The organism is Curtobacterium sp. PhB130 (assembly GCF_003755165.1).
Lineage (GTDB): Bacteria > Actinomycetota > Actinomycetes > Actinomycetales > Microbacteriaceae > Curtobacterium.
This window is the reverse complement of the sequence record NZ_RKII01000008.1, coordinates 656,540-676,372: the sequence shown is the minus strand read 5'-3', so window position 1 is coordinate 676,372 and position 19,833 is coordinate 656,540. Positions and strand designations below refer to the sequence as shown.

Annotated in this window: 22 protein-coding genes; 14 read left to right on the top strand and 8 right to left on the bottom strand. The window is 71.1% G+C overall.

Annotated elements, in window-relative coordinates; translation table 11 throughout:
* The first annotated feature begins 75 nt into the window (after nt 1-75).
* Nucleotides 76-828 carry an SDR family NAD(P)-dependent oxidoreductase gene (locus EDF24_RS13240; protein ID WP_123703383.1) on the top strand — a complete coding sequence of 251 codons (753 nt, stop codon included), beginning with the start codon at nt 76-78 and terminating at the stop codon, nt 826-828.
* Nucleotides 829-1,189: 361 nt separating this feature from the next.
* Here the strand turns inward: EDF24_RS13240 and EDF24_RS13235 are convergent, their stop codons facing one another.
* On the bottom strand, nt 1,190-2,119 hold the full coding sequence (locus EDF24_RS13235; RefSeq protein ID WP_123703381.1) for an acetamidase/formamidase family protein: 930 nt from the start codon (nt 2,117-2,119) through the stop codon (nt 1,190-1,192).
* 41 nt (nt 2,120-2,160) lie between these two features.
* Between EDF24_RS13235 and EDF24_RS13230 the strand changes: the two genes are divergently transcribed.
* The 3 genes from EDF24_RS13230 to EDF24_RS13220 all read left to right on the top strand — a co-directional run bounded on the left by EDF24_RS13230 (nt 2,161) and on the right by EDF24_RS13220 (nt 4,713).
* Nucleotides 2,161-3,030, top strand: a complete 870-nt coding sequence (locus EDF24_RS13230; RefSeq protein WP_123654361.1) for an alpha/beta fold hydrolase — start codon at nt 2,161-2,163, stop codon at nt 3,028-3,030.
* A 77-nt stretch (nt 3,031-3,107) separates the two neighbouring features.
* Complete coding sequence (locus EDF24_RS13225; protein WP_123654360.1) at nt 3,108-4,157, top strand: biotin/lipoate A/B protein ligase family protein; 1,050 nt, start codon at nt 3,108-3,110, stop codon at nt 4,155-4,157.
* 226 nt (nt 4,158-4,383) lie between these two features.
* Complete coding sequence (locus EDF24_RS13220) at nt 4,384-4,713, top strand: hypothetical protein (protein WP_123703379.1); 330 nt, start codon at nt 4,384-4,386, stop codon at nt 4,711-4,713.
* Between the two features lie 9 nt (nt 4,714-4,722).
* Here EDF24_RS13220 and EDF24_RS13215 read toward each other — a convergent pair whose 3' ends face one another.
* On the bottom strand, nt 4,723-5,007 hold the full coding sequence (locus EDF24_RS13215; protein WP_123654358.1) for a GNAT family N-acetyltransferase: 285 nt from the start codon (nt 5,005-5,007) through the stop codon (nt 4,723-4,725).
* Nucleotides 5,008-5,201: 194 nt separating this feature from the next.
* Complete coding sequence (locus EDF24_RS13210; protein WP_123703377.1) at nt 5,202-7,664, bottom strand: MDR family MFS transporter; 2,463 nt, start codon at nt 7,662-7,664, stop codon at nt 5,202-5,204.
* Nucleotides 7,665-7,811: 147 nt separating this feature from the next.
* On the opposite strand from EDF24_RS13210, the gene EDF24_RS13205 reads away from it, so the two are divergent.
* Nucleotides 7,812-8,573 (top strand): alpha/beta hydrolase, encoded by a 762-nt coding sequence (locus tag EDF24_RS13205; RefSeq protein ID WP_123703375.1) that lies wholly within the window; start codon nt 7,812-7,814, stop codon nt 8,571-8,573.
* Between the two features lie 46 nt (nt 8,574-8,619).
* Nucleotides 8,620-9,897, top strand: a complete 1,278-nt coding sequence (locus EDF24_RS13200; RefSeq protein ID WP_123703535.1) for a glycoside hydrolase family 125 protein — start codon at nt 8,620-8,622, stop codon at nt 9,895-9,897.
* Between the two features lie 24 nt (nt 9,898-9,921).
* Here EDF24_RS13200 and pgm read toward each other — a convergent pair whose 3' ends face one another.
* Nucleotides 9,922-11,541, bottom strand: a complete 1,620-nt coding sequence (gene pgm / locus EDF24_RS13195; protein ID WP_123703373.1) for a phosphoglucomutase (alpha-D-glucose-1,6-bisphosphate-dependent) — start codon at nt 11,539-11,541, stop codon at nt 9,922-9,924.
* Between the two features lie 70 nt (nt 11,542-11,611).
* On the opposite strand from pgm, the gene EDF24_RS13190 reads away from it, so the two are divergent.
* The 8 genes from EDF24_RS13190 to EDF24_RS19235 all read left to right on the top strand — a co-directional run bounded on the left by EDF24_RS13190 (nt 11,612) and on the right by EDF24_RS19235 (nt 17,224).
* Nucleotides 11,612-12,493 (top strand): DUF6177 family protein, encoded by an 882-nt coding sequence (locus tag EDF24_RS13190; protein WP_123703371.1) that lies wholly within the window; start codon nt 11,612-11,614, stop codon nt 12,491-12,493.
* On the top strand, nt 12,490-12,879 hold the full coding sequence (locus EDF24_RS13185) for a DUF6507 family protein (protein ID WP_123654352.1): 390 nt from the start codon (nt 12,490-12,492) through the stop codon (nt 12,877-12,879). The genes EDF24_RS13190 and EDF24_RS13185 overlap by 4 nt, the downstream gene beginning before the upstream one ends.
* Complete coding sequence (locus EDF24_RS13180) at nt 12,876-14,669, top strand: RNase A-like domain-containing protein (protein ID WP_123703369.1); 1,794 nt, start codon at nt 12,876-12,878, stop codon at nt 14,667-14,669. Before EDF24_RS13185 ends, EDF24_RS13180 begins: the two co-directional genes overlap by 4 nt.
* On the top strand, nt 14,666-14,989 hold the full coding sequence (locus EDF24_RS13175; RefSeq protein ID WP_123654350.1) for a contact-dependent growth inhibition system immunity protein: 324 nt from the start codon (nt 14,666-14,668) through the stop codon (nt 14,987-14,989). The genes EDF24_RS13180 and EDF24_RS13175 overlap by 4 nt, the downstream gene beginning before the upstream one ends.
* A gap of 243 nt (nt 14,990-15,232) precedes the next feature.
* Nucleotides 15,233-15,556, top strand: a complete 324-nt coding sequence (locus tag EDF24_RS13170; RefSeq protein ID WP_123703367.1) for a contact-dependent growth inhibition system immunity protein — start codon at nt 15,233-15,235, stop codon at nt 15,554-15,556.
* Nucleotides 15,557-15,593: 37 nt separating this feature from the next.
* Nucleotides 15,594-16,190, top strand: coding sequence for a contact-dependent growth inhibition system immunity protein (locus EDF24_RS13165; RefSeq protein WP_123703365.1), 597 nt, complete (start codon nt 15,594-15,596; stop codon nt 16,188-16,190).
* 234 nt (nt 16,191-16,424) lie between these two features.
* A complete protein-coding gene (locus EDF24_RS13155) occupies nt 16,425-17,087 on the top strand; it encodes a contact-dependent growth inhibition system immunity protein (RefSeq protein ID WP_148070894.1) in 663 nt (220 codons plus the stop codon).
* On the top strand, nt 17,084-17,224 hold the full coding sequence (locus EDF24_RS19235; protein WP_185021662.1) for a hypothetical protein: 141 nt from the start codon (nt 17,084-17,086) through the stop codon (nt 17,222-17,224). Before EDF24_RS13155 ends, EDF24_RS19235 begins: the two co-directional genes overlap by 4 nt.
* Before the next feature lie 97 nt (nt 17,225-17,321).
* Here the strand turns inward: EDF24_RS19235 and EDF24_RS13150 are convergent, their stop codons facing one another.
* The 4 genes from EDF24_RS13150 to EDF24_RS13135 all read right to left on the bottom strand — a co-directional run bounded on the left by EDF24_RS13150 (nt 17,322) and on the right by EDF24_RS13135 (nt 19,769).
* Entirely contained in the window at nt 17,322-17,567 is a 246-nt protein-coding gene (locus EDF24_RS13150; protein ID WP_123654346.1) for a hypothetical protein, read from the bottom strand.
* A 131-nt stretch (nt 17,568-17,698) separates the two neighbouring features.
* Nucleotides 17,699-18,367, bottom strand: a complete 669-nt coding sequence (locus tag EDF24_RS13145; protein WP_123703359.1) for a bifunctional 2-polyprenyl-6-hydroxyphenol methylase/3-demethylubiquinol 3-O-methyltransferase UbiG — start codon at nt 18,365-18,367, stop codon at nt 17,699-17,701.
* Complete coding sequence (locus tag EDF24_RS13140) at nt 18,364-19,050, bottom strand: DUF2064 domain-containing protein (protein ID WP_123703357.1); 687 nt, start codon at nt 19,048-19,050, stop codon at nt 18,364-18,366. Before EDF24_RS13140 ends, EDF24_RS13145 begins: the two co-directional genes overlap by 4 nt.
* On the bottom strand, nt 19,047-19,769 hold the full coding sequence (locus tag EDF24_RS13135) for a glycosyltransferase family 2 protein (protein WP_123654727.1): 723 nt from the start codon (nt 19,767-19,769) through the stop codon (nt 19,047-19,049). Before EDF24_RS13135 ends, EDF24_RS13140 begins: the two co-directional genes overlap by 4 nt.
* Nucleotides 19,770-19,833 lie beyond the last annotated feature (64 nt).

Genomic DNA, 19,833 nt, shown 5'->3' with positions numbered 1-19,833 from the left:
ATTGTCCATGCGGGTGTATGGTTCTGGATCGTAGACAACACGTGTTGCCGATCAACGAGTAGGAAGAAGCACACAATGTCCGAGTTCGAGGGCAAGGTCGCCATCGTCACCGGTGGCGGCAGCGGCATCGGTGAGGCCATCGCGAAGGAGCTCGCCACCGCGGGCGCGAAGGTCGTCGTCACCGACATCAAGCTCGACGGCGCCCAGCGCGTCGTCGCGTCGATCGAGGAAGCGGGCGGCACCGCGGTCGCGTTCGAGGCGAACTCGGCCGTCGCCGCCGACAACGAGCGGGCCGTGCAGTTCGCGGTCGACACCTACGGCGCGCTGCACCTCGCGGTGAACAACGCCGGCATCGGCGCCGCCCCGCAGCCGATCGGCGAGTACGACATCGCCGCGTGGGACCGCGTCCGCGCGGTCGACCTCGACGGCGTCTTCTACGGGCTCCGCTACGAGATCCCGGCGATCCTCTCGGCCGGCGGTGGCGCCATCGTGAACATGGCGTCCGTCCTCGGCTCGGTCGGCATCGCGCAGAACGCCGCGTACGTCGCGTCCAAGCACGCGCTCGTCGGCCTCACCAAGGTCGCGGCGCTCGAGTACACCGCGCAGGGTGTCCGCACCAACGCGGTCGGCCCCGGCTTCATCGACACGCCCCTGGTCCGCGCGTCGCTGTCCGCCGAGGAGCTCTCCGCGCTGGAGTCCGAGCACGCTGCGAAGCGTCTCGGGACCGATGCCGAGGTCGCTGCGCTCGTGCTGTTCCTGCTGAGCGACAAGGCCTCGTTCATCTCGGGCAGCTACCACCTGGTGGACGGCGGCTACTCCGCCCACTGAGGCGGTGCCGCCGCGGGGGTGTCCTTTCCCGCGTCGGCGCTCGAATCGCGCGTAGGCAGTCGGGAGTTCCGACTGCGTACGCGCGATTCGCCTTTCCAGCGTGAGCGCGATGGGAAGGAACGTGCACCACGCGCGTCGGACGGGAGGCCGTGCTCACGTTCCCGACTCCGGGAGCGTGAGCACGGCCTCCCGTCCAGTGCTGTGCCCGCGTCGATCGCCCAGCCGCCGGTGCCAACGTGCGTGGGTGGTCGAATCGCGCGTGGGAGGTCGGAAGTTCGCACCCACCACGCGCGATTCGCCTTCCCAGGGCGGGCGCAATGGGAAGGAACGCGCGTCGGGAGCCACCGCGTCCGCGCGTTCGTCAGGCGAGGATCGCGCCGTGGGGGAGCAGTGCGTGCACGCCCCACGTCCGGTTCGCGACCTGGGTGACGCGCATGCTCACGGCGACGCTGGCCATCGCGAGTGCCTCGGCGCGACCGATGCCGTGCTCGCCGGCGATCCAGGAGACCATCCGGTCGAGCGCGGTCGTCGTCGCGGTGTTGAGGTCCGCGTCGAACCCGAACGTGATGCGCCCGGCGGGGGTGTCCGCGTGCACGCCCTCGACCGGAGCCGTGTCCAGCAGGGAGAGCGTCATCGTCGTGGTCATGCCGCACTCGATCGCGGTGCCGGACACCTCGCCGTCGCCCTGCGCCGCGTGCCCGTCGCCGACGAACGGCAGCGCGTCGGGCACCGTCACCGGGAGGTACAGCGTCGAGCCGACGACGAGCTCGCGGCAGTCGATGTTGCCGCCGCCGATCGCACGCGGTGGGATGGTCGAGTGCTCCCCGGACGGCTCCGGCGGCAGACCGACGACGCCGAGGAACGGCGCGGTGCGGACCCCGAGGCCGAGCTGGTTCCGTGCGACGCCCCGCTCCGGGTCGATCTCCCAGAGGAGCGGCCCACGGGAGGTCGGGTCGGCGAGCCCGAGCGCGCGGTTCACCGGGGTGTCGACGCCGCCCGCGCCGGTGTAACCCCAGTCGTCGGGGACCAGCGCGTCGAACCGCACGGCGAGGACCTGGCCCGGACGGGCACCCGCGACGGCGACCGGGCCGACCAGGCAGTGGCCGCGGCGCGGGTCGAGGAGCGTCGGGACGTCGACCCCGGGCTGCTGCTGTCGTTCGGTGTAGCCGGCGGCGCTCAGGGTGCGGACCGTCACGGTGTCGCCGGGTCCGACGCGGAGCACGGGCGCGCGCTGGGCGGTGAAGACGTCGATGGCGGACTCGAGGGAGGCGTCGATGCGGTGTTCGGTCACGCTCCGATCCTCGCAGGCGCGTGGTCTGCGAGGATGCTTCCGTGCCCACCTTCTCAGCTGCTCGCGGCGACTCCTCGTTCGTCGACGCGCACGGCGTCGAGATCGTCTACTCCACCTGGCGCGCCGGCCGGCCGAAGGGGATCGTGCAGATCGCGCACGGCGTCGGTGAGTACGCGCTGCGCTACGAACGGCTCGCGCAGGACCTCGTCCGCGCCGGGTACACCGTCGTCGCCAACGACCACCGCGGCCACGGGCGGACCGGCCTCGGGCAGTGGGACGGCGACCACGCCAAGCTCGGCAAGCTCGGGCCCGGCGGGCTCCGGGCGGCGATCGCGGCCGTCGAGCGGATGACCGCGATCGCCCGGGACGAGACCCCCGGCGTGCCGCTGGTGCTGTTCGGGCAGTCGTGGGGGTCGCTGATGGCGCAGCGGATCGTGAACACCTCGAGCGAGGCCTACGACGGCGTCGTCCTGTCGGCCAGCGCCTACCGACTTCCCGGGTTCATGAACAGCGGCGACCTCAACAAGCGGCACGCGGCGACCGGGCCGACGCGGTTCGAGTGGCTCAGCCGCGACCGCGCCGTGGTGGAGGCCATGTCGGTCGACCCGCTCGTCGTCGAGGCGAACGTGATCAGCCTGTTCGGGCTCCCCGACGCCGTCCGGCTGCTCGGTGTACCGCGGCGGGGGATCCCGCACGACGTCCCGATGCTGCTGCAGGTCGGCTCCGACGACACGCTCGGTGGTCCCCGATCGGTGGAGCGGCTTGCGCGGGCGTACCGGGGGCGCGGCGGGCTGTCGGACGTGACCGTCCGTGTGTACGAGGGGGCGCGGCACGAGGTCTACAACGAGACGAACCGCGACGAGGTGGTCGCGGACCTGGTGGGGTGGCTGGGACGGGTCGTCGGGCACTGACGGTGCGTGGCATCGGACGGGAGGCCCGTGGCGGCGCCGCCACGAGCCTCCCGTCCGTCGCGGCGTAGGCTCGGACCGTGCACGGTGAGTACAAGGTCCCAGGTGGCAAGCTCGTCGTCGTCGACCTCGAAGTGGTCGACGACACCATCCAGGAGTTCCGGCTGGCGGGTGACTTCTTCCTCGAACCGGACGACGCGCTCCCGCTGATCGACGCCGCCGTGAACGGCCTGCCCGCCACCACGGACGCCGCCGGGGTCGCCGCTGCCGTCCGCGCCGCACTGCCGCAGGACGCCGTGCTGCTCGGCTTCACGCCCGAGTCCGTCGGGGTCGCCGTCCGCCGTGCCCTGTCGCGTGCATCGGCCTGGAACGACTACGACTGGCAGATCATCCACGAGGGACCGATCAGCCCCAACGAGCACCTCGCGCTCGACCAGGTCCTCACCGAAGAGGTCGGCGCCGGCCGCCGCGGGCCGACCCTGCGCATCTGGGAGTGGGACCAGCCCGCGGTCGTCATCGGGTCGTTCCAGTCCCTCAAGAACGAGGTCGACCCGGAGGGCGCTGCGAAGTACGGCGTCGAGGTCGTCCGGCGGATCTCCGGCGGCGGCGCGATGTTCATGGACGCCGGCGCGATCATCTCCTACTCGCTGTACGTGCCGACGGACCTCGTGCAGGGCATGACGTTCGCGGACTCGTACGCGTACCTCGACGAGTGGGTGATCGAGGCGCTGAAGTCCCTCGGCATCGACGCGTACTACCAGCCGCTCAACGACATCACCTCGACCAAGGGCAAGATCGGCGGCGCCGCACAGAAGCGCCTCGGCACCGGAGCGCTGCTCCACCACGCCACCATGAGCTACGACATGGACGGCGCGAAGATGGTCGAGGTCCTCCGGATCGGCCGCGAGAAGATGAGCGACAAGGGGACCACCTCGGCGGCGAAGCGCGTCGACCCGCTGCGGTCGCAGACCGGGTTGTCCCGCGCGGCGATCATCGAGTCGCTGATCGGCACGTTCACGAAGCGCTACGGCGCGACGCCGGGGCACGTCACGGACGCGGAGCGGGCGCGGGCGCAGGAGCTCGTCGCGTCGAAGTTCGCCACGAGGGAGTGGCTCGAGCGGGTCCCGTGAGTCGCGGGCGCCCGCGCTTGCGCGCTGCGTCGGACGTTGCTCGGCGGCCGGGGGCCGTCGGCGGTTCTGTGGTACCGGCAAGCGTTGGTCGGCGGCCGGGGGAGGGGGGTACCCCGACCGCCGCGGACCCAGTGTGGGTGTCCTCCCCATGAACCACACATGTGGATCATGAGAATCACCCGCGCGGCTGATTCGGCGACCCGGAGCGCCACGTAGCCTCGCTTGCGTGAACTGGTTGATCCTCCTGGGGGCGGTGGCCGCTGCGGTCGTCGTGACGTGGATCGCCGATCGCCTGGGGTGGATCGACCTGTCGAACAAGTCGACCAGCAGTGGGGGTTCCGGCGGTGTCATCTCGATGATGGACGAGGTCTTCGCCCCGACCCGCCACGAGACGCAGGCCGAGTACGAACGGCAGTCGCGCCTCCCGCGGGAAGCGCCGACGCCCGCCGACGACGACCACGACCTGCTCAGCGGGAGCGTGCTCATCAAGGTGCCGGCGGTGCGGGGTGGCGGCCGGCACGAAGCGCGTGCGGGTACGCACGACCGCTCGTACTGAGCGGCGACGTCAGCGCGTCGTGAGCTCCTGGTAGTCCGGGTGCCGCTCGATCCACGCGGCGACGTAGCTGCACTGGGGCACGACGCGGAGTGTGGACCCTGCGCGGACGTCGTCGAGCGCCTGCTGCACGAGGATGGAGGCGTGCCCACCGCCGCGGTGTGCCGGGTCCACCTCGGTGTGCACGAAGCGGATCTCGTCGTCGTCGGTCTCGTACGCGGCGAAGCCGATCACCTCACCGTCGTCGACGAGGGAGTACTGCTGCTGTTCGGTGTCGTTCCGGACCTCGAGTGCCATGCGGACGACCGTACCCGCGGTTCCCGGAAGCGCGGTGGAGGGGCCGCGTGGGCGTCGCTGTCCCGCGTGCGCGACGGGTGCACGCGCTGCGGAACGACGAAGTCGCTGTCGTACGACAGCGACTTCGTCGTTCCGCGTCGGTAGGCCCGGGCAGGCCGGCGTGCGCGCGTGCGGGCGCGCGGACCGCGGGCGCGCTACTCCGCGGAGTGGCGGCCGTGCGGGTGGTCGCCCTCGTCCAGCCGGGAGGCTCCGCTCGGCTCGGCCGCACCGGCTGCGGGGGCGTCCGCCTCCAGGGCGGCGGCGTGTGCGGCGCGCCGGGTCCGGATGGCACCGGTCGACGTCGGGGGCTCGTCGATCGGCGCAGCCGCCGAGTGCGCACCGTGCGTCGGGGCGTCCGGCAGCGGCGCACGGGTGTCACCCGCGACGTCCTCCGGCAGCACGGACACGTCGGGCGTCCCCGTGGACCGGGCCGAGCGGGGCTGCGCCGGCACGTCCGGGGAGGTCGGGACCACGTGCATGGACCCGGTGTCCGGCGACACGAGCGAACCCGACCGTGCTGCGGCGCCCTGGGCGTCGACGGTCAGGCGGTCCCGGTCGTCGTCGTCGTCGTTCCCGCCGGCAGCGGCCGCACGTGCGGTGTCGGCCTGCTCCTGGAGCGCCGAGGTCTTGCGCAGCGGCGGCACCCGGAAGAACCAGGTCAGCACGAAGGCGATCAGGATCACGGCGAGGCCGACGTAGTACACGGTGACGGCCGAGCTGCTGAACCCGACGAGGAACGGGCGGGTGAGGCGCTTGTCGGCACCGTTGAGGAACGACGTGTCGCTCGTCGCGGAGCTCGAGGAGGAGCTGGCCGCGGAGTCACCGCTCTTGAGCTGCTTGATCAGGGTGGGCGTCACCTCGTCGACGACGTTCGAACGCTGGGACGCGTTCGAGTAGTCGACCTGGAGCGTGCCGTCGACGACCTCGGCGTTCGCCTTGGACGCCGCGGTCTCGAGCGCCTGCTGCTCGGCCGCCGGCTTCGCGGCCGCGACCTGCTCGGTGATGACGGACTGCGCGGCGGCAGCGGGGACGGTGCCGGCGGCGACCTGCTGCTGCACGGCGGCGGTGACCTGCTTCGTCACGGCGGCGTCGGCCGCCTCCTTCGCCTGGACCGCGCCCTTGTCGAGGCCGTCCTGGACGTTCTTCTTCACCGGGTCGACGATCTTGTCCCAGATCTGGTCCATCACGCCCTTGTTGTCGGCCGCGTTCGCGACCGAGGGGGTGAGTGCGGCGTTCAGCGCGCTGGAGAGGTCGGACTTGTTCTGCATCGCCGTCGTGATGTTCGTCGGCATGAGCGTGAAGAGCACCGAGAGGAGCACCGCGGTGCCCATCGTGCCGCCGATCTGGCGGAAGAAGGTCGCCGCAGAGGTCGCGACGCCGATGTCCCGCGGGGAGACCGAGTTCTGCGCGGCCAGGGTGAGCGTCTGCATGAGCTGCCCGAGCCCGAGGCCGATGCCGAACATGCCGAGCATCAGGAACCACAGCGGCCGGTCGGCGGTCAGGAAGGTCAGGACCGTGAAGCCGATGGCGGTGAACGCCGTGCCGGTGATCGGGAAGACCTGGTAGTTGCCGGTCCTGGCGATGATCTGACCCGAGGCGATCGAGGAGATCATCAGGCCGAGGACCATCGGGAGCATCGCGAACCCGGACTCGGTCGGCGTGACGCCCTTCACGATCTGCAGGTACAGCGGGATCGTCAGCATCGCGCCGAACATCCCGAAGCCGACGAGCACCGACAGGATCGCGGACATCGAGAACACGCGCGACCCGAAGAGCTTCAGCGGCAGGATCGCGTCGTCGCCCATCGCCCGCTCGACGATGACGAATCCGAGGAGCCCGAGCGCGCCGATCACGTAGCAGGCGATCGCACCGGGGGAGGACCAGCCCCACGTGCGGCCCTGCTCGGCGATGAGCAGCAGCGGCACCAGGGTGACGATGACGAGCGTCGCACCCCACCAGTCGATGCGGGGCTTCCCGCGGTCGCCGAACTTCGGCAGGTGCAGGAAGGTCAGGACCATGCCGAGGGCGATGATGCCGATCGGGACGTTGATCAGGAAGACCCAGCGCCAGCCGGCGACGAAGAGGATCTGGTCCGCACCGGCGAAGAGCCCGCCGACGAGCGGCCCGATGACGGACGAGATGCCGAACACGGCGAGGAAGTAGCCCTGGTACTTGGCGCGCTCGCGCGGGGCGAGCATGTCGCCCATGATCGCCAGCGGCAGGGACATCAGACCACCGGCGCCGAGGCCCTGGAGCGCGCGGAACCCGGCGAGCATCAGCATCGAGGTCGAGAACGACGCGGCGAACGACCCGATGATGAAGATGCCGATCGCGGTGAGGAACAGCGGGCGACGGCCGAAGATGTCGGAGAGCTTGCCGTAGATCGGTGTGGTGATCGTCGAGGCGATCAGGTACGCCGTGGTGACCCAGGCCTGCTGGTCGAGGCCGTGCAGGTCGTCACCGATGGTGCGGATCGCGGTGCCGACGATCGTCTGGTCGAGAGCGCCGAGGAACATGCCGGCCATCAGGCCGTAGATCACCAACAGGATCTGTCGGTGGTTCATCACGACGTTGGACGCCGTGGTCGGTCCCGCGGGTGCGGTCGCCGTCTGGGTCATGTGCAGGGTCTCCCGGTGCCGGAGCGCAATGGTGAAGAATTTTGCGCTGTCTGCAAAGTTACATCTGCCGCAAGGCGTTGGTCCGCGCCGGTGCGGCTTCCTGTGTGGATCGGCAGCGATCCGTCGAGGAACAGTAGGGTCGCGGTCATGAGCACGCCCGACGGGATCACGCTACGCCCGACCTCCCGGAGTGGTTCACGTCCAGCGGTGATCGTCCTGCCGGGCGGGGGCTACGAGGAGCACGGGCGGCCGAGCTCGGAGCCGATGGCGGAGTGGTTCGCGAGCGTCGGCGTGCACGCCGTCCTGTTCCGCTACCCGCTCCGCACGCCGGCGACCGTCGGGCCGCTGCACCCGGCGCCGATCGACGCGACCCGCGCGGTCTTCACGTGGCTGCGCTCCGGGCAGGCGGCGGAGGACACCGGGCTCCTGATCGACACCGGGCGGGTCGGCGTGGTCGGGTCGAGCGCCGGGGGCCACCTCGCCGCGTGCCTGGCGAACGGCATCGACGACCCGACGCTCGACCGGCCCGACTTCTGCGTCCTCAACTACCCCGTCATCACCATGGAGCACCCGACGCGGGAACGACCGGTCGCCGGACTGCTCGGCGACGCCCCGAGCTGGCGGGAGCGCCGCGAGCTCTCGATGGAGACCCGGGTGGATGCCCGGACACCGCCGACGTTCGTCTGGACGACCGCGGACGACCGGGTCACGCGGGCGACGAACACCCTCGCGTACGCCGACGCGCTCGTCCGGAACGAGGTGCCCGTCGAGGTGCACGTCTTCCCGCACGGCCGCCACGGCCTGGGCACCGCCGTGCGGGAGCCGCACACGTCCCAGTGGACGCGCCTCTGCGAGAACTGGCTGCACTACCAGCGCGTGCTGACCGACGAGGTGTCCCGAGCCTCCTGACCGGTGTGTGCCCACCACGGGACGACCGGTCGCTACCGTGGGTGCCGTGACGACGACGCACATCGACGACCAGGTCCTGACCACCCTGCGGAGCGCGGCCGACCGCGTCCGGGCGACGCTCGGGACGGACATCGGTGACCGCGTGGAGCGGGCCCTCGGACGGACGCTGCGGGAGACGATCTCCCTCGACGAAGACGGTGCCTTCGTCATCACCGGCGACATCCCGGCGATGTGGCTCCGCGACTCGACCACGCAGATGACCCCGTACCTGCGGCTGACGGCGGCGAGCCCGGCGCTCGCCGACCTGCTCTGGGCCGTGGTCCGCCGGCAGTTCCGGCTCATCGACCACGACCCGTACGCCAACTCCTTCAACCGGGAGCCGAACGGGGCGCACTACGACCCGGACGACCTGAACGCCGACCCGCTCGTGTGGGAGCAGAAGTACGAGGTGGACAGCCTCGGGTACCCGGTGACGTTCGCCCACGCGCTCTGGCGGTCGACCGGTCGTGTCGACGTCCTCGACGCGACGGCCCACCGGGTGTTCCGGACGATCGTCGACCAGTGGCGGCTCGAGACCGACCACGACCGGTCTGCGTACCGCTTCGTCCGGCCGGGTGCGGTGGCCACCGAGACGCTCGCCCGGGACGGCCGCGGGACACCCGTCGCGGTCACGGGCATGACGTGGAGCGGGTTCCGGCCGTCCGACGACGCCTGCACGTACGGGTACAACGTGCCCGCGAACCTGTTCGCCGCCGAGGCGCTGCTCGCCGTCGCGGCGATCGCGCGGGAGGTCTGGGACGACGGCGCGCTCGCCGCCGACGCCGACGCCCTGCGGACGACGATCCTCGACGGGGTCGCCCGGCACGGCGTCGTTCCGGGCCCGTCCGGTGCCGACGTCTACGCGTACGAGGTCGACGGACTCGGCGGTGTGCTGCTCATGGACGACGCGAACACCCCGTCGCTGCTGTCGCTGCCGCTCTCGGCGCCGACGGTGCTCGACCCCGCGGTGTGGACGGCGACGCGGGACTTCGTGCGCTCACCGGCGAACCCGTTCTGGTTCGCCGGCTCGGCCGCCGCGGGCATCGGCAGTCCGCACACGCTGCCGGGTCGGGCGTGGCCGATCGCGCTCGCCGTGGACGGGCTCGTGTCCGGATCGGCGGCACGGCGGCGCGAGGTCCTCGACGTGCTCGTCGCGACGGACGCCGGGACCGGGGACATGCACGAGTCGTTCGACGTCGACGACCCGACGCGCTTCTCCCGCCCGTGGTTCTCGTGGGCGGACGCGATGTTCTGCGAACTGGCGCTGGTGGCGGCGGAGGACTAGCCCCCGCCGCCGGGCGGCACCGCGTCAGGCGCCGAGGGCCGCGTCCACGATCTCTTTCGCCTCGCGCTGCACCTGCTCGAGGTGCTCTTGCGACACGAAGCTCTCCGCGTAGATCTTGTAGACGTCCTCGGTGCCGGACGGACGGGCGGCGAACCAGGCCTTGTCCGTGACGACCTTGACACCGCCGACCGCAGCGTCGTTGCCGGGGGCCTTCGAGAGCTTCGCGATGATCGGGTCGCCCGCCAGGGTCTCCGCGGTGATCGCGTCACCGTCGAGCTTCGACAGCCGGGCCTTCTGCTCCTTCGAGGCCGCCGCGTCCACGCGCTGGTACACCGGGGCGCCGAAGCGCTCGGTCAGCTCGTCGTAGAGCTGCGACGGGGTCTTGCCGGTGACCGCGACGATCTCGGACGCCAGGAGCGCCAGGATGATGCCGTCCTTGTCGGTCGTCCACGCGGTGCCGTCGGTGCGGAGGAACGACGCACCGGCCGACTCTTCGCCGCCGAAGGCCACGGAGCCGTCGATGAGGCCGGGCACGAACCACTTGAAGCCGACCGGGACCTCCCACAGACGACGGCCGAGGGACTCCGCGACGCGGTCGATGATGCTCGAGGACACCAGGGTCTTGCCGATCGCCGCGTCGTCGCGCCACGCGGGACGGTGGGCGTAGAGGTACTCGATCGCGACGGCGAGGTAGTGGTTCGGGTTCATCAGGCCGCCGTCGGGCGTGACGATGCCGTGCCGGTCGGAGTCGGCGTCGTTGCCGGTGAGGACGTCGTAGTCGTCCTTGTGCGCCAGGACGGAGGCCATCGCCGACGGGCTCGACGGGTCCATCCGGATCTTGCCGTCCCAGTCGAGCGTCATGAACGACCAGGTCGGGTCGACGTCCGGGTTCACGACCGTCAGGTCGAGACCGTAGTGGTCGCGGATCAGGTTCCAGTACGGCAGGGACGCGCCACCGAGCGGGTCGGCGCCGATCTTCACGCCGGCCTGCTTGATCGCGGCGATGTCGATGATGTTCTCGAGGTCCGCGACGTAGGTGTGCAGGAAGTCGTAGCGGTCCGGGGTGGCGTGCTCGGTGCGCTTGACCTCGGCGTTGCCGCCCTCGATGATCGCGTTCGCCCGGTTCGCGATCCACGACGTCGCGTCGCTGTCGGCGGGGCCACCGTGCGGCGGGTTGTACTTGAAGCCGCCGTCGCGCGGCGGGTTGTGGCTCGGCGTGATCACGATGCCGTCCGCGGTGTCCGGGTTGCCGGCGCGGTTGTAGCGGATGATCGCGTGGCTGAGCGCCGGGGTGGGGACGTAGCCGTTGTCGCTGTCGGCGAGGACGTGCACGTCGTTGGCGGCCAGCACCTCGAGCGCGGTGCGCTCGGCGGGGCCGGACAGTGCGTGCGTGTCGCGGCCGATGAACAGCGGGCCGTCGGTGCCCTGCGACTGGCGGTACTCCACGATCGCCTGCGTGATGGCGGCGATGTGCGTGTCGTTGAAGGCGGAGTCCAGCGAGGACCCGCGGTGCCCGGACGTGCCGAACACCACCTTCTGCTCAGGGACGGAGACGTCCGGGACCCGCTCGTAGTACGCGGCGATGAGGGCGTCGAGGTCGACGAGGTCGTCTGCGGTCGCTGGTGTTCCGGCGCGGTCGTTCATGCCCCCATCCTGGCACCAGCACCTCCGGGGCGTTCGAGGGTGACCGCCCGTGCGTACGCTGGGTCGGGCGATGGGTGGCATCGCGGTCGGGGGGATCATGGGGCAGGTCGTGCGCGCGGACGCCGCGCTGTTCGGGCGGGTCGCCCGAGAGCGGACGCGTGTCGTCGAGACGGCGCCCGGCGCGGTGCTGTCCTGGGCGGCGCTGCACCTGCTCGCCGAGCACGGGTACCGCTGGCGGCCGTCCGGGGAACCGGGACGACCGGACGCACCGGTCGGGGACCTGTTGCACGTGGACTTGACGATCGAGCACGCGCCGTCGGGGCGCCTGGTGCTCGGCGCGACAACCGCCCGGTTCCTGGAGGCGTTCGGTCGCACCGTCACGTTCGCCCCGCACGAGTCCGCCGAGCCGTGGTCGCCTGCGGAGCTGACGGCGCACGCGGAGCGGCGCTCACCGGCACCCACCACCGTCGTCGTCGGCAGTGCCGACGGCACCGTCGGCGGTCTCCTCGTCGTCGAACGCGGACCGCAGACGGTCTTCGAGACCCTCCGCGTCGTGGTGGCGACCGATGACCGACGCTCGGTGCGGCACGGACTGGAGGCGGGCCTCCAGTCCGTCAGTCTCGGTCGCCATCCGCAGTCCGGACTGTTCTCCACCAGCCGCGGACGGCTCGACGGGGTCACCGACCCCGTCCTCCGCGGACCGACGACCCCGCTCGCGGTCTTCGCCGGCGCCCGCGCCGTGCGGGCTCGCGGCCTGGCGGGGCGAGCGGAGGACCTCGGCGGGCGACCCGTCGGCTCGCCCCGGACGCCGGGCCTCGTGTTCTGGTTCGCCGGCGACGAGCCGGATCGGTGGCGGGCCGCAGCGGAACTGGCACGCGGCGTCCGTGGGAGCGGGTTGCACCGGACCCCGTCCGCACGGGACGATGGCATCCGAACGGGGGAGGTTCGATGACTTCGGGGAGCTGGAAGATCGACCCGGCCGGGGTGCGGTCGGTGCTCGACGGCATGCAGACGTCGCTCGACGGCACGGCGGCCGCGCTGCAGTCCGTGCAGACGGGGGTCGCCGACGCGTCCGGCGGTGCCGGTGCGGTCGTGAACGAAGCGCTCGGGGCCTTCGTCGACCAGGTCAGCGACGACGTGGACCAGGTCACGTTCCGGCTCATCGGCGGAGTCCAGGGCGTCCACGGCGCGGTCGACGCCTACGTCCGCGGCGACCTCGAGATGGCGGCGGCATCCCAGCGCGCCGGCATCACGGCGCACGAGACCCACGACGTCTCCCTGTTCGTCCGGACCGCCGGGGCGGACGGCGCGACGGCCGTTCCCGGAGCCGGCCGGTGAGCGGCGTCGCGATCGGTGACCACGGCCTCGTCGACCCCGACGGCATCCCCGGATCGGAACTCGACCTGGCGACCGTGTCGGCCGCCGCGACGACGATCTCGGGCGGCGGTGAGTCGATGCGCACCGTCGCCGACGACATCCCGACGAAGTGGAAGGCGCTCGCCGGCGTCTACGAGGCACCCGAGTCGGGGCAGGCCCTCGCGCTGATGGACCCCGTCGCCGACGACACCCACGCGATCGGCAAGGCAGCACGCGGCGTCGCGAAGGCGCTCGACACGTACGCCTCCAGCGCTGCCGGGCCGAAGCAGCAGCTCGACGACCTGCGCGTCGAAGCGGCGGCGTTCGTCGCGCGGGTGCAGCACGGCGTCCCGAAGGCGACGTCGCCCTACTCGACCACGACCGCGCCGCAGGTGGACGGCTCGTGGAACGCGTACGGCGCGACCCGGACCGACGCGCCCCCGGAGAAGACCACCGTGCCCTGGTACGAGGACATCGTCACCCGGAACGAGAACGACGACATCATCCGGCGGATCAACGCGCAGGTCGCGCTCCTCGAGCAGGCCCAGGCGGACTGCGCGACCGCGATCAAGACGGCATCGGGAGCGAGCCTCGAGGGCGCCTACGTCGCTCCGTCGGAGAACGACCTCAACACCCGCGGCGTCGACCTGCCGTGGAGCACACCCGGCACGGCAGACGGCAAGACCTGCGGTGAACAGTTCTCCGAAGGCGCGACGGACGAGCTGCTGCAGTCGCTCGAGAGCGGCATCCACATGCTCGGCTTCGACAACCAGGGAGCCTGGTCGACCGGCACCCTCGGCTCGACGTGGGGCGGCTTCGCCGACGGTGCGGCCACACTCGGGCTGTTCCTCTCGCCCTACGCCTGGGTCGACGCCGCGCTCGACCCGGAGGGCGACGCGGCGAAGGCGCACGACGCCGCCGGGCAGGCGCTCGGCGACTGGTGGACCGAGGCGCAGGAACACCCGGGCGCAGCTGCAGGAGCTGCCGCGATGGGACTCGGGCTCGGTCTGGGCGGGCCCGGCGGCCTCGCGAAGGACACCGCGAAGGCGACGGAGCTGGCGGAGGGGCTGTCGAAGCTCGGGCTGCACGGGCTGAGCCGGGACGTCCGGTCCTGGGTGGAGCACGGTGCCTCGAAGGAGAGCGTCGACGCGCTGCACGACCTGGTGGACCGGACCTACCGCGAGTACACCGGGAGCGACGACTTCACGCCGGGGATCGGGAAGGGTGACGGCTCCTTCGACCAGATGCTGCGCGGCGAGATGGCGCAGTTCGCGGACGAGCACCCGGACCTGCTGCGGCCGCATGACGAGGCCTCGCTGCCGCACGGCATCGAGTCACAGCCGTTCACCGACGGGGGCGGGTTGGCTGCCGCGGAGGCGGCGGGCGGCCACACCCTCGAGCGGCACGTCCGGCCGGACCTGCACGGGCAGGAACTCGACGACTGGATCCGCTCGCGGAACGGCGGCAAGAGCGCGAACAGCGTGTTCACCGTGCAGACGTCCGAGGTCGACAAACTGGTCGCGAACACGCTTGACTTCAACCACGAAGCGGTCCAGGAATGGATCCACGCCAATCAGGTCGCCGACAAACCGACACGGACCGAGGGCTTTGACTGGCCTTCGGACCGGGTAGTCGGTCGGGGCTATGCCCCGGGACGCACGCCGCCCATGCACGACGACACGGTGGTCCGCGTCGTGCTGCGGTGGGACCCGACTGCGGAACCGCCCTACCGAGTGATCACGACCTACCCGAAGGCGACGTTGGACCAGTGAACGACTCAGAACGGCGCGCGGTCGTCGCCGAGATCCCGCACCTGCGCAACTTGCTCGGGGCAGTGTTCAACTACGATTGGGACCTCGACTTCGAGGATGCTGAAGCCGCTTACGCATCCGTTCTCGACGATCTCGATCCCGAAGCGCGCGCCGTGTACCTGCGTGAGGCGCAGGTCCTCGAGCGGGAGCTGACGACCGAAGCTGAGGTACAGGCCTTCCTGAACTTCGTCGGGTCTGGGCTCGCTCCGAGTGTGCATCTCGGCGTGCCTCTCGCCGAGTGGCCGAGTTCCCTGACCCGCAGGATCGGTGAGTCGACGTGAGCAACGATGAACTCCCTCTCCGAGGGATCCGCTCGCGGAAGGACGGGCAGACACCGAAGAGCGTCTACACGCTGCCCGTGGAGCACAGGGTCGCGGAGCTCGACGCGGAGTTGGCAGCGATTGCGAGCCGGAGGGAGTGCCACCGATGCGTAACACGACCGTGGTCCGGGCCGTCCTTCGTTACGATCCGTCCCGCAATCCGCCGTACTTCGTCCTCACCGCCCACCCGAGAGTTGCGCCTGAATGAGTGGAATCGAGAAGTACCGTGCGCTCGTCGAGCGTTCGCCCAGCGTCCGCAACTTGCTGGCAGCGGAGTTCAACCAAGACTGGGATCTCGACCATCCCGACGTGGAATCGGTGTACGCATCGACCATCGACCAGCTTGAGGGTCGCGAACGCGACGTGTACTCGGAGGAGGCGAAGCTCCTCCAGCAAGAGCTCGGTGAGGACGATTCCGTCAAGGGATACATGCGGTACGTCGGAACGGGGCTGTCGCCGATGTTGGACCTCGGGATGACGCCGAAGCAGTGGTTGGACGCGCTCGTTGCGCGTCTGGAGCGCGGATGATCGACGTCCCACGACCAGCACGAAGAAGGAGTACGTGATGCCCCACGCCGTCAGGACCGGGACCTCGGTGTTCACCGGCGGGACCGACGACGCGAACCGGATCGTCGCACACGCCCTGGACGCCAACCACCTGCGGATCCGTACCTGGGTCGCCGAGGACTGCCCGAAGCCGCTCCGCGTCTACGCGGTCCCCGGCGGTGTGACCGGGCGCGGCATGCCGTTCGGCGAGGTCCAGGACCTGGACGCCGTCCGGGTGGTGCTCACCGCGGCACCGGACCGTCCCGCCGGGTACACGGTGCTGACGGCCTACCCCGCGGTCGCGAGCATCACCGCGACGAACTTCGACGCCTTCGACGACTTCGTCGGCGCCTACTTCCACCAGGACTGGGCCGACGCACCCTACGGGGCTGCCGATGCCCTGGAGCACTACCTGGCGATCAGCTCCGACGACGACCAGCGTGCGCTGCTCGGGGACGTCCGTGACCTGGACGAGGTCCTGCCCGACGCGGCGGCACTGGGCGGGCGACTCGTCGAGCTCGACTGCAACTACGTGCCGTCCGAGGACGGGCTCGACGATCGCGAGTGGCTCCGTCAGGTCGCGCAGCGCCTCGAGGCTGCGGTCGCCGGGGCCTGAGGACCAGGACCCGGAACGAGTGAACGGTGGGCGCAGGAAGTTCGCGACGATCCTGTCCTTTCGGGAGAAGCAGAGTTTCACGATGCGGCCGGAGGGCTCGATCGGAAGGGTCTACGACCTGAAGGTGCAGGGGCACGAGATGTCCGACGCGAGGACGGTGCGGGTCGTGCTCCGATCAACTGCCCCGTCCCCGTTCTGCGGGGTCCACGCCTCGTATCCGACGAAATGAGCCTGGTGGACATCGACGAACTCACGAAGGACTTCCCACGTTTCTCAACCTTGATGGGTGGGTACTTCAACTACGACTGGCGCGATGATCACGAGTCCGCGGAGGCCGTCTACGACGAGGCGCTCAAACGGATGCCCCGGAGCAGGGTCGAGCAACTCGGCACCGAGCTGAGGGTCATCGCATCGGCGTTCACGACCGATGAGCGGGTGCAGACAGTCCTCGACACCCTCGACACGAGCCTGGATCCAGCGCTCGACACGGGTTTGTCGCCGGTCGCGTGGCTCGAACAGCTCCGCGCGTACGTAGACCGAGACCTTGCTGAGCTGCCTGGTCCGCAGGATCCGGCGGTCGACGTGAGCAACGACGAACTCGCGCTCCGCACGCCCCGCATCGTGAACCTGCTGGCTGCGTACTTCAACTACGACTGGAATCTCGACCATCCCGACGTCGAAGCGGTGTACGCCGATGCGTTCGACGACCTTCCCCCCGAGTCGCGACGGGCATACCTCGACCAGGCGCGGAGCCTGCAAGCGGCGCTCGACGACGATGACGCGGTCAAGGAGTACTTGCGGTACGTCGGAACGGGGCTGTCACCGATGTTGGACCTCGGGATGACGCCGGGGCAGTGGTTGGATGCGCTCGTCGCGCGTCTGGAGCGCGGATTGTGAAGCGACACGAGGAAAGCCAGGAGCTCGCACGCCGCACGCCCGAGATCTACGGGGTGTCGGCCAAGGACGGGCTCGACGATCGCGAGTGGCTCCGTCAGGTCGCGCAGCGCCTCGAGGCTGCGGTCGCCGGGGTCTGACGACCAGGGTCCGCACGAGCGAACGGCCGCCCGGCCCGGGTCGAAGGGGGGAGGACCCGGGGTGGACGGCCGTGCGCGGTCGGTCGCGGCGAAGCGCTCAGGCGGTGCGGAACGATCCCGTCGCGGTGCGGAACGAGCCGGTGACCGTGCGGTTCGACGCGGTGACGGTGCCCGGTCGCGCGGACTGGGTGTCCACGAAACGGCCGAGGCGTCCGGTGACCGGGACGCCCGTGTAGGTGCCGACCGAGCGGTCGGAGCGGGAGCCGGTGTAGGTGCCGTGCTCGTCACGTCCGCCGAGTCCGGACACGAAGGCGCCGCCGAACGGGAAGGTGCTGTTCGTCATGGTGGTCTCCTCGATGTGGTGGCAGCGTCGAGGGGAACGCCGAGTCGGCGGCCCTGACGCCGTCGGCTGGAGACACCGATGATACCCGGTTGTCTTGAGCAATGCAAAACAACCGGTTGCATCGGTGCGGCTCAGGCGATGAGCTCGCAGAAGCTCCGACCCGCGACGGTCCAGCTCGAGCGTGCGACGAGGCCCGCACGGGCAGCGTGCCCGTGCAGTGCGTCGAGGCCGACCTCCGCCCAGGGGAACTCGGCGCTCTCGTGGCCGTCGGTGTCGATCACCCTCGCCCGGTACGTACGGTCGGCCGTGCGGTCGACGTGCGTCTCCACGACGACGCGGCCGCCGACGCGGACGATGTCCCGGCAGCGCTCGAGCAGGGCGGTGGGGTCGCCGCCGATGCCGATGTTGCCGTCGAGGACGAGCGCGGTGTCCCAGCGCCCTTCTTCCGGGACGGCGTCGAACACGGAGCCCTGGACGGCACGGCCGCCGGCACGCCGTGCGATCGCGACGGCATCGGCGGAGACGTCGACGCCGAGCGCCGGGATGCCGAGCGTGCGGGCGGCGACGAGCATCCGCCCGGGGCCACAGCCGATGTCGATCACGGGGCCGTCGACGTCGTCGAGCAGGGAACGGTCGACACGGTCCGCGGCGGCGCTCCAGCGTCCGACGTCGAGCGTGACCTCGGCGTCCGGGCGGTCCGGGTCGGTCAGGCGGAGGCGACCGTCGGAGCGGAGTGCTCGTGCGTACGGCTCGTCGCCGCCGGTGCCGAAGGTGACCGGGGCCTGGGTGATGTCGCTCATCGGGTGCCTCCTGATGTGAGGGGGGTCGTCGCCGTGGTGAGGGGCGACGGCAGTGATGCGGCGAGTGCCGCGGCGAACGTGGAGTCGGGGACGAGCTCGGCGACGCGTCGGGCGTCGGGCACGGTGTCCACGTCGAGCAGGGTGGCGAGGGTGCCGACGTCGAGTCCGGCGTCGACCAGCCGTGCGCGCTGCACGGCGCCGGTGTCGTCCCGGGACATCGGGACGCCGCGCAGGTGCGTGCCGTCCGGCTCGCGGAGGTACAGGGCCCAGAAGCCGCCGTCCTCGGCCGGGCCGAACCAGGCGTCGCGCTCGGGGTCGTGCAGCACGGGCGCGAGGTCGTCGGCGGAGAGCTGTGGGGTGTCCATGCCGACCAGGAGCGTCGGACCGGTCATCGCGTCGAAGAGGTGGCCGAGGCGCTCGTCGAGTCCGCCGCCGGGCTGGTGCAGGACGTCGAAGCCGGCCGCGGCGTCCGGGACGACCGAGCCGTCGAAGAAGAGCACCCGGCGGGCGACCGGGAGCGCGGCGACGGTGCGGAGGGTGTCGTCGAGGCTGCCGGCAGCGACACGCGCTGCGTCCTCGGGGGTCATCGCCGGGGTCAGGCGGGTCTTCACCTTGCCGGGCAGGCACTCCTTCGCGATGACGACGACGGTCAGCGGCGCGACGGTGGTCTCAGGGGTGTTCATGCGTTCGTCCCCTCGGCAACGGGGGCCGGCGCGACGACACGGGTGCGTCCGTCGCGCCGGTACTTGCGGAGCAGCCGGGACATGTCCCGCACCGCGTTGATCGTGCCGCGGAGCGTGCCCGTGACCTTGCTGTCGCCGATGCGCTGCTCGTAGCCGATGTCGGACTCGTCGACGCGCCAGCCGGCGGCGTGGGCGGCGAGGACCATCTCGAGCGGGTAGCCACTGCGGCGGTCCTGCAGGTCGAGGGCCACGAGGTCGGCGCGGCGCATCACGCGCATCGGGCCGAGGTCGCGGAGCCGGTACCCGGTCGCGCGGCGCATCAGGACCGCCAGGACCCGGTTCGCGAAGCGCGCGTGCGGTGCCCAGGCGGCGGGGGTGGTGGGGACGCGGCGGCCGAGCGCCAGGTCGACGCGGCCGGTCGCGACACGGGCGACGAGCGGCGGGAGCTCGGCGGGGTCCATGGACGCGTCGGCGTCGCAGAACGCGACGTACTCCGCCGTCGCTGCGGCCACGCCGGCGGCACAGGCCGATCCGAAGCCGCGTCGGGTCTCGGTGACGACGAGCGCGCCGTGCGCACGGGCGACCTCGGCGGAGCCGTCGGTCGAGCCGTTGTCGACGACGATCGCGCGGTAGCCGGAGGGCAGGCGGCCGATCACCTTGGGCAGGGCGTCCGCCTCGTCCAGGCACGGCAGGATCACGTCGACGTTCATGTCGACCATTCGGTGCGGTCGGCCGTTTCGACGGGAGCTGGTTGCCATGCACACCAGGCAACCGGAGTGTCGC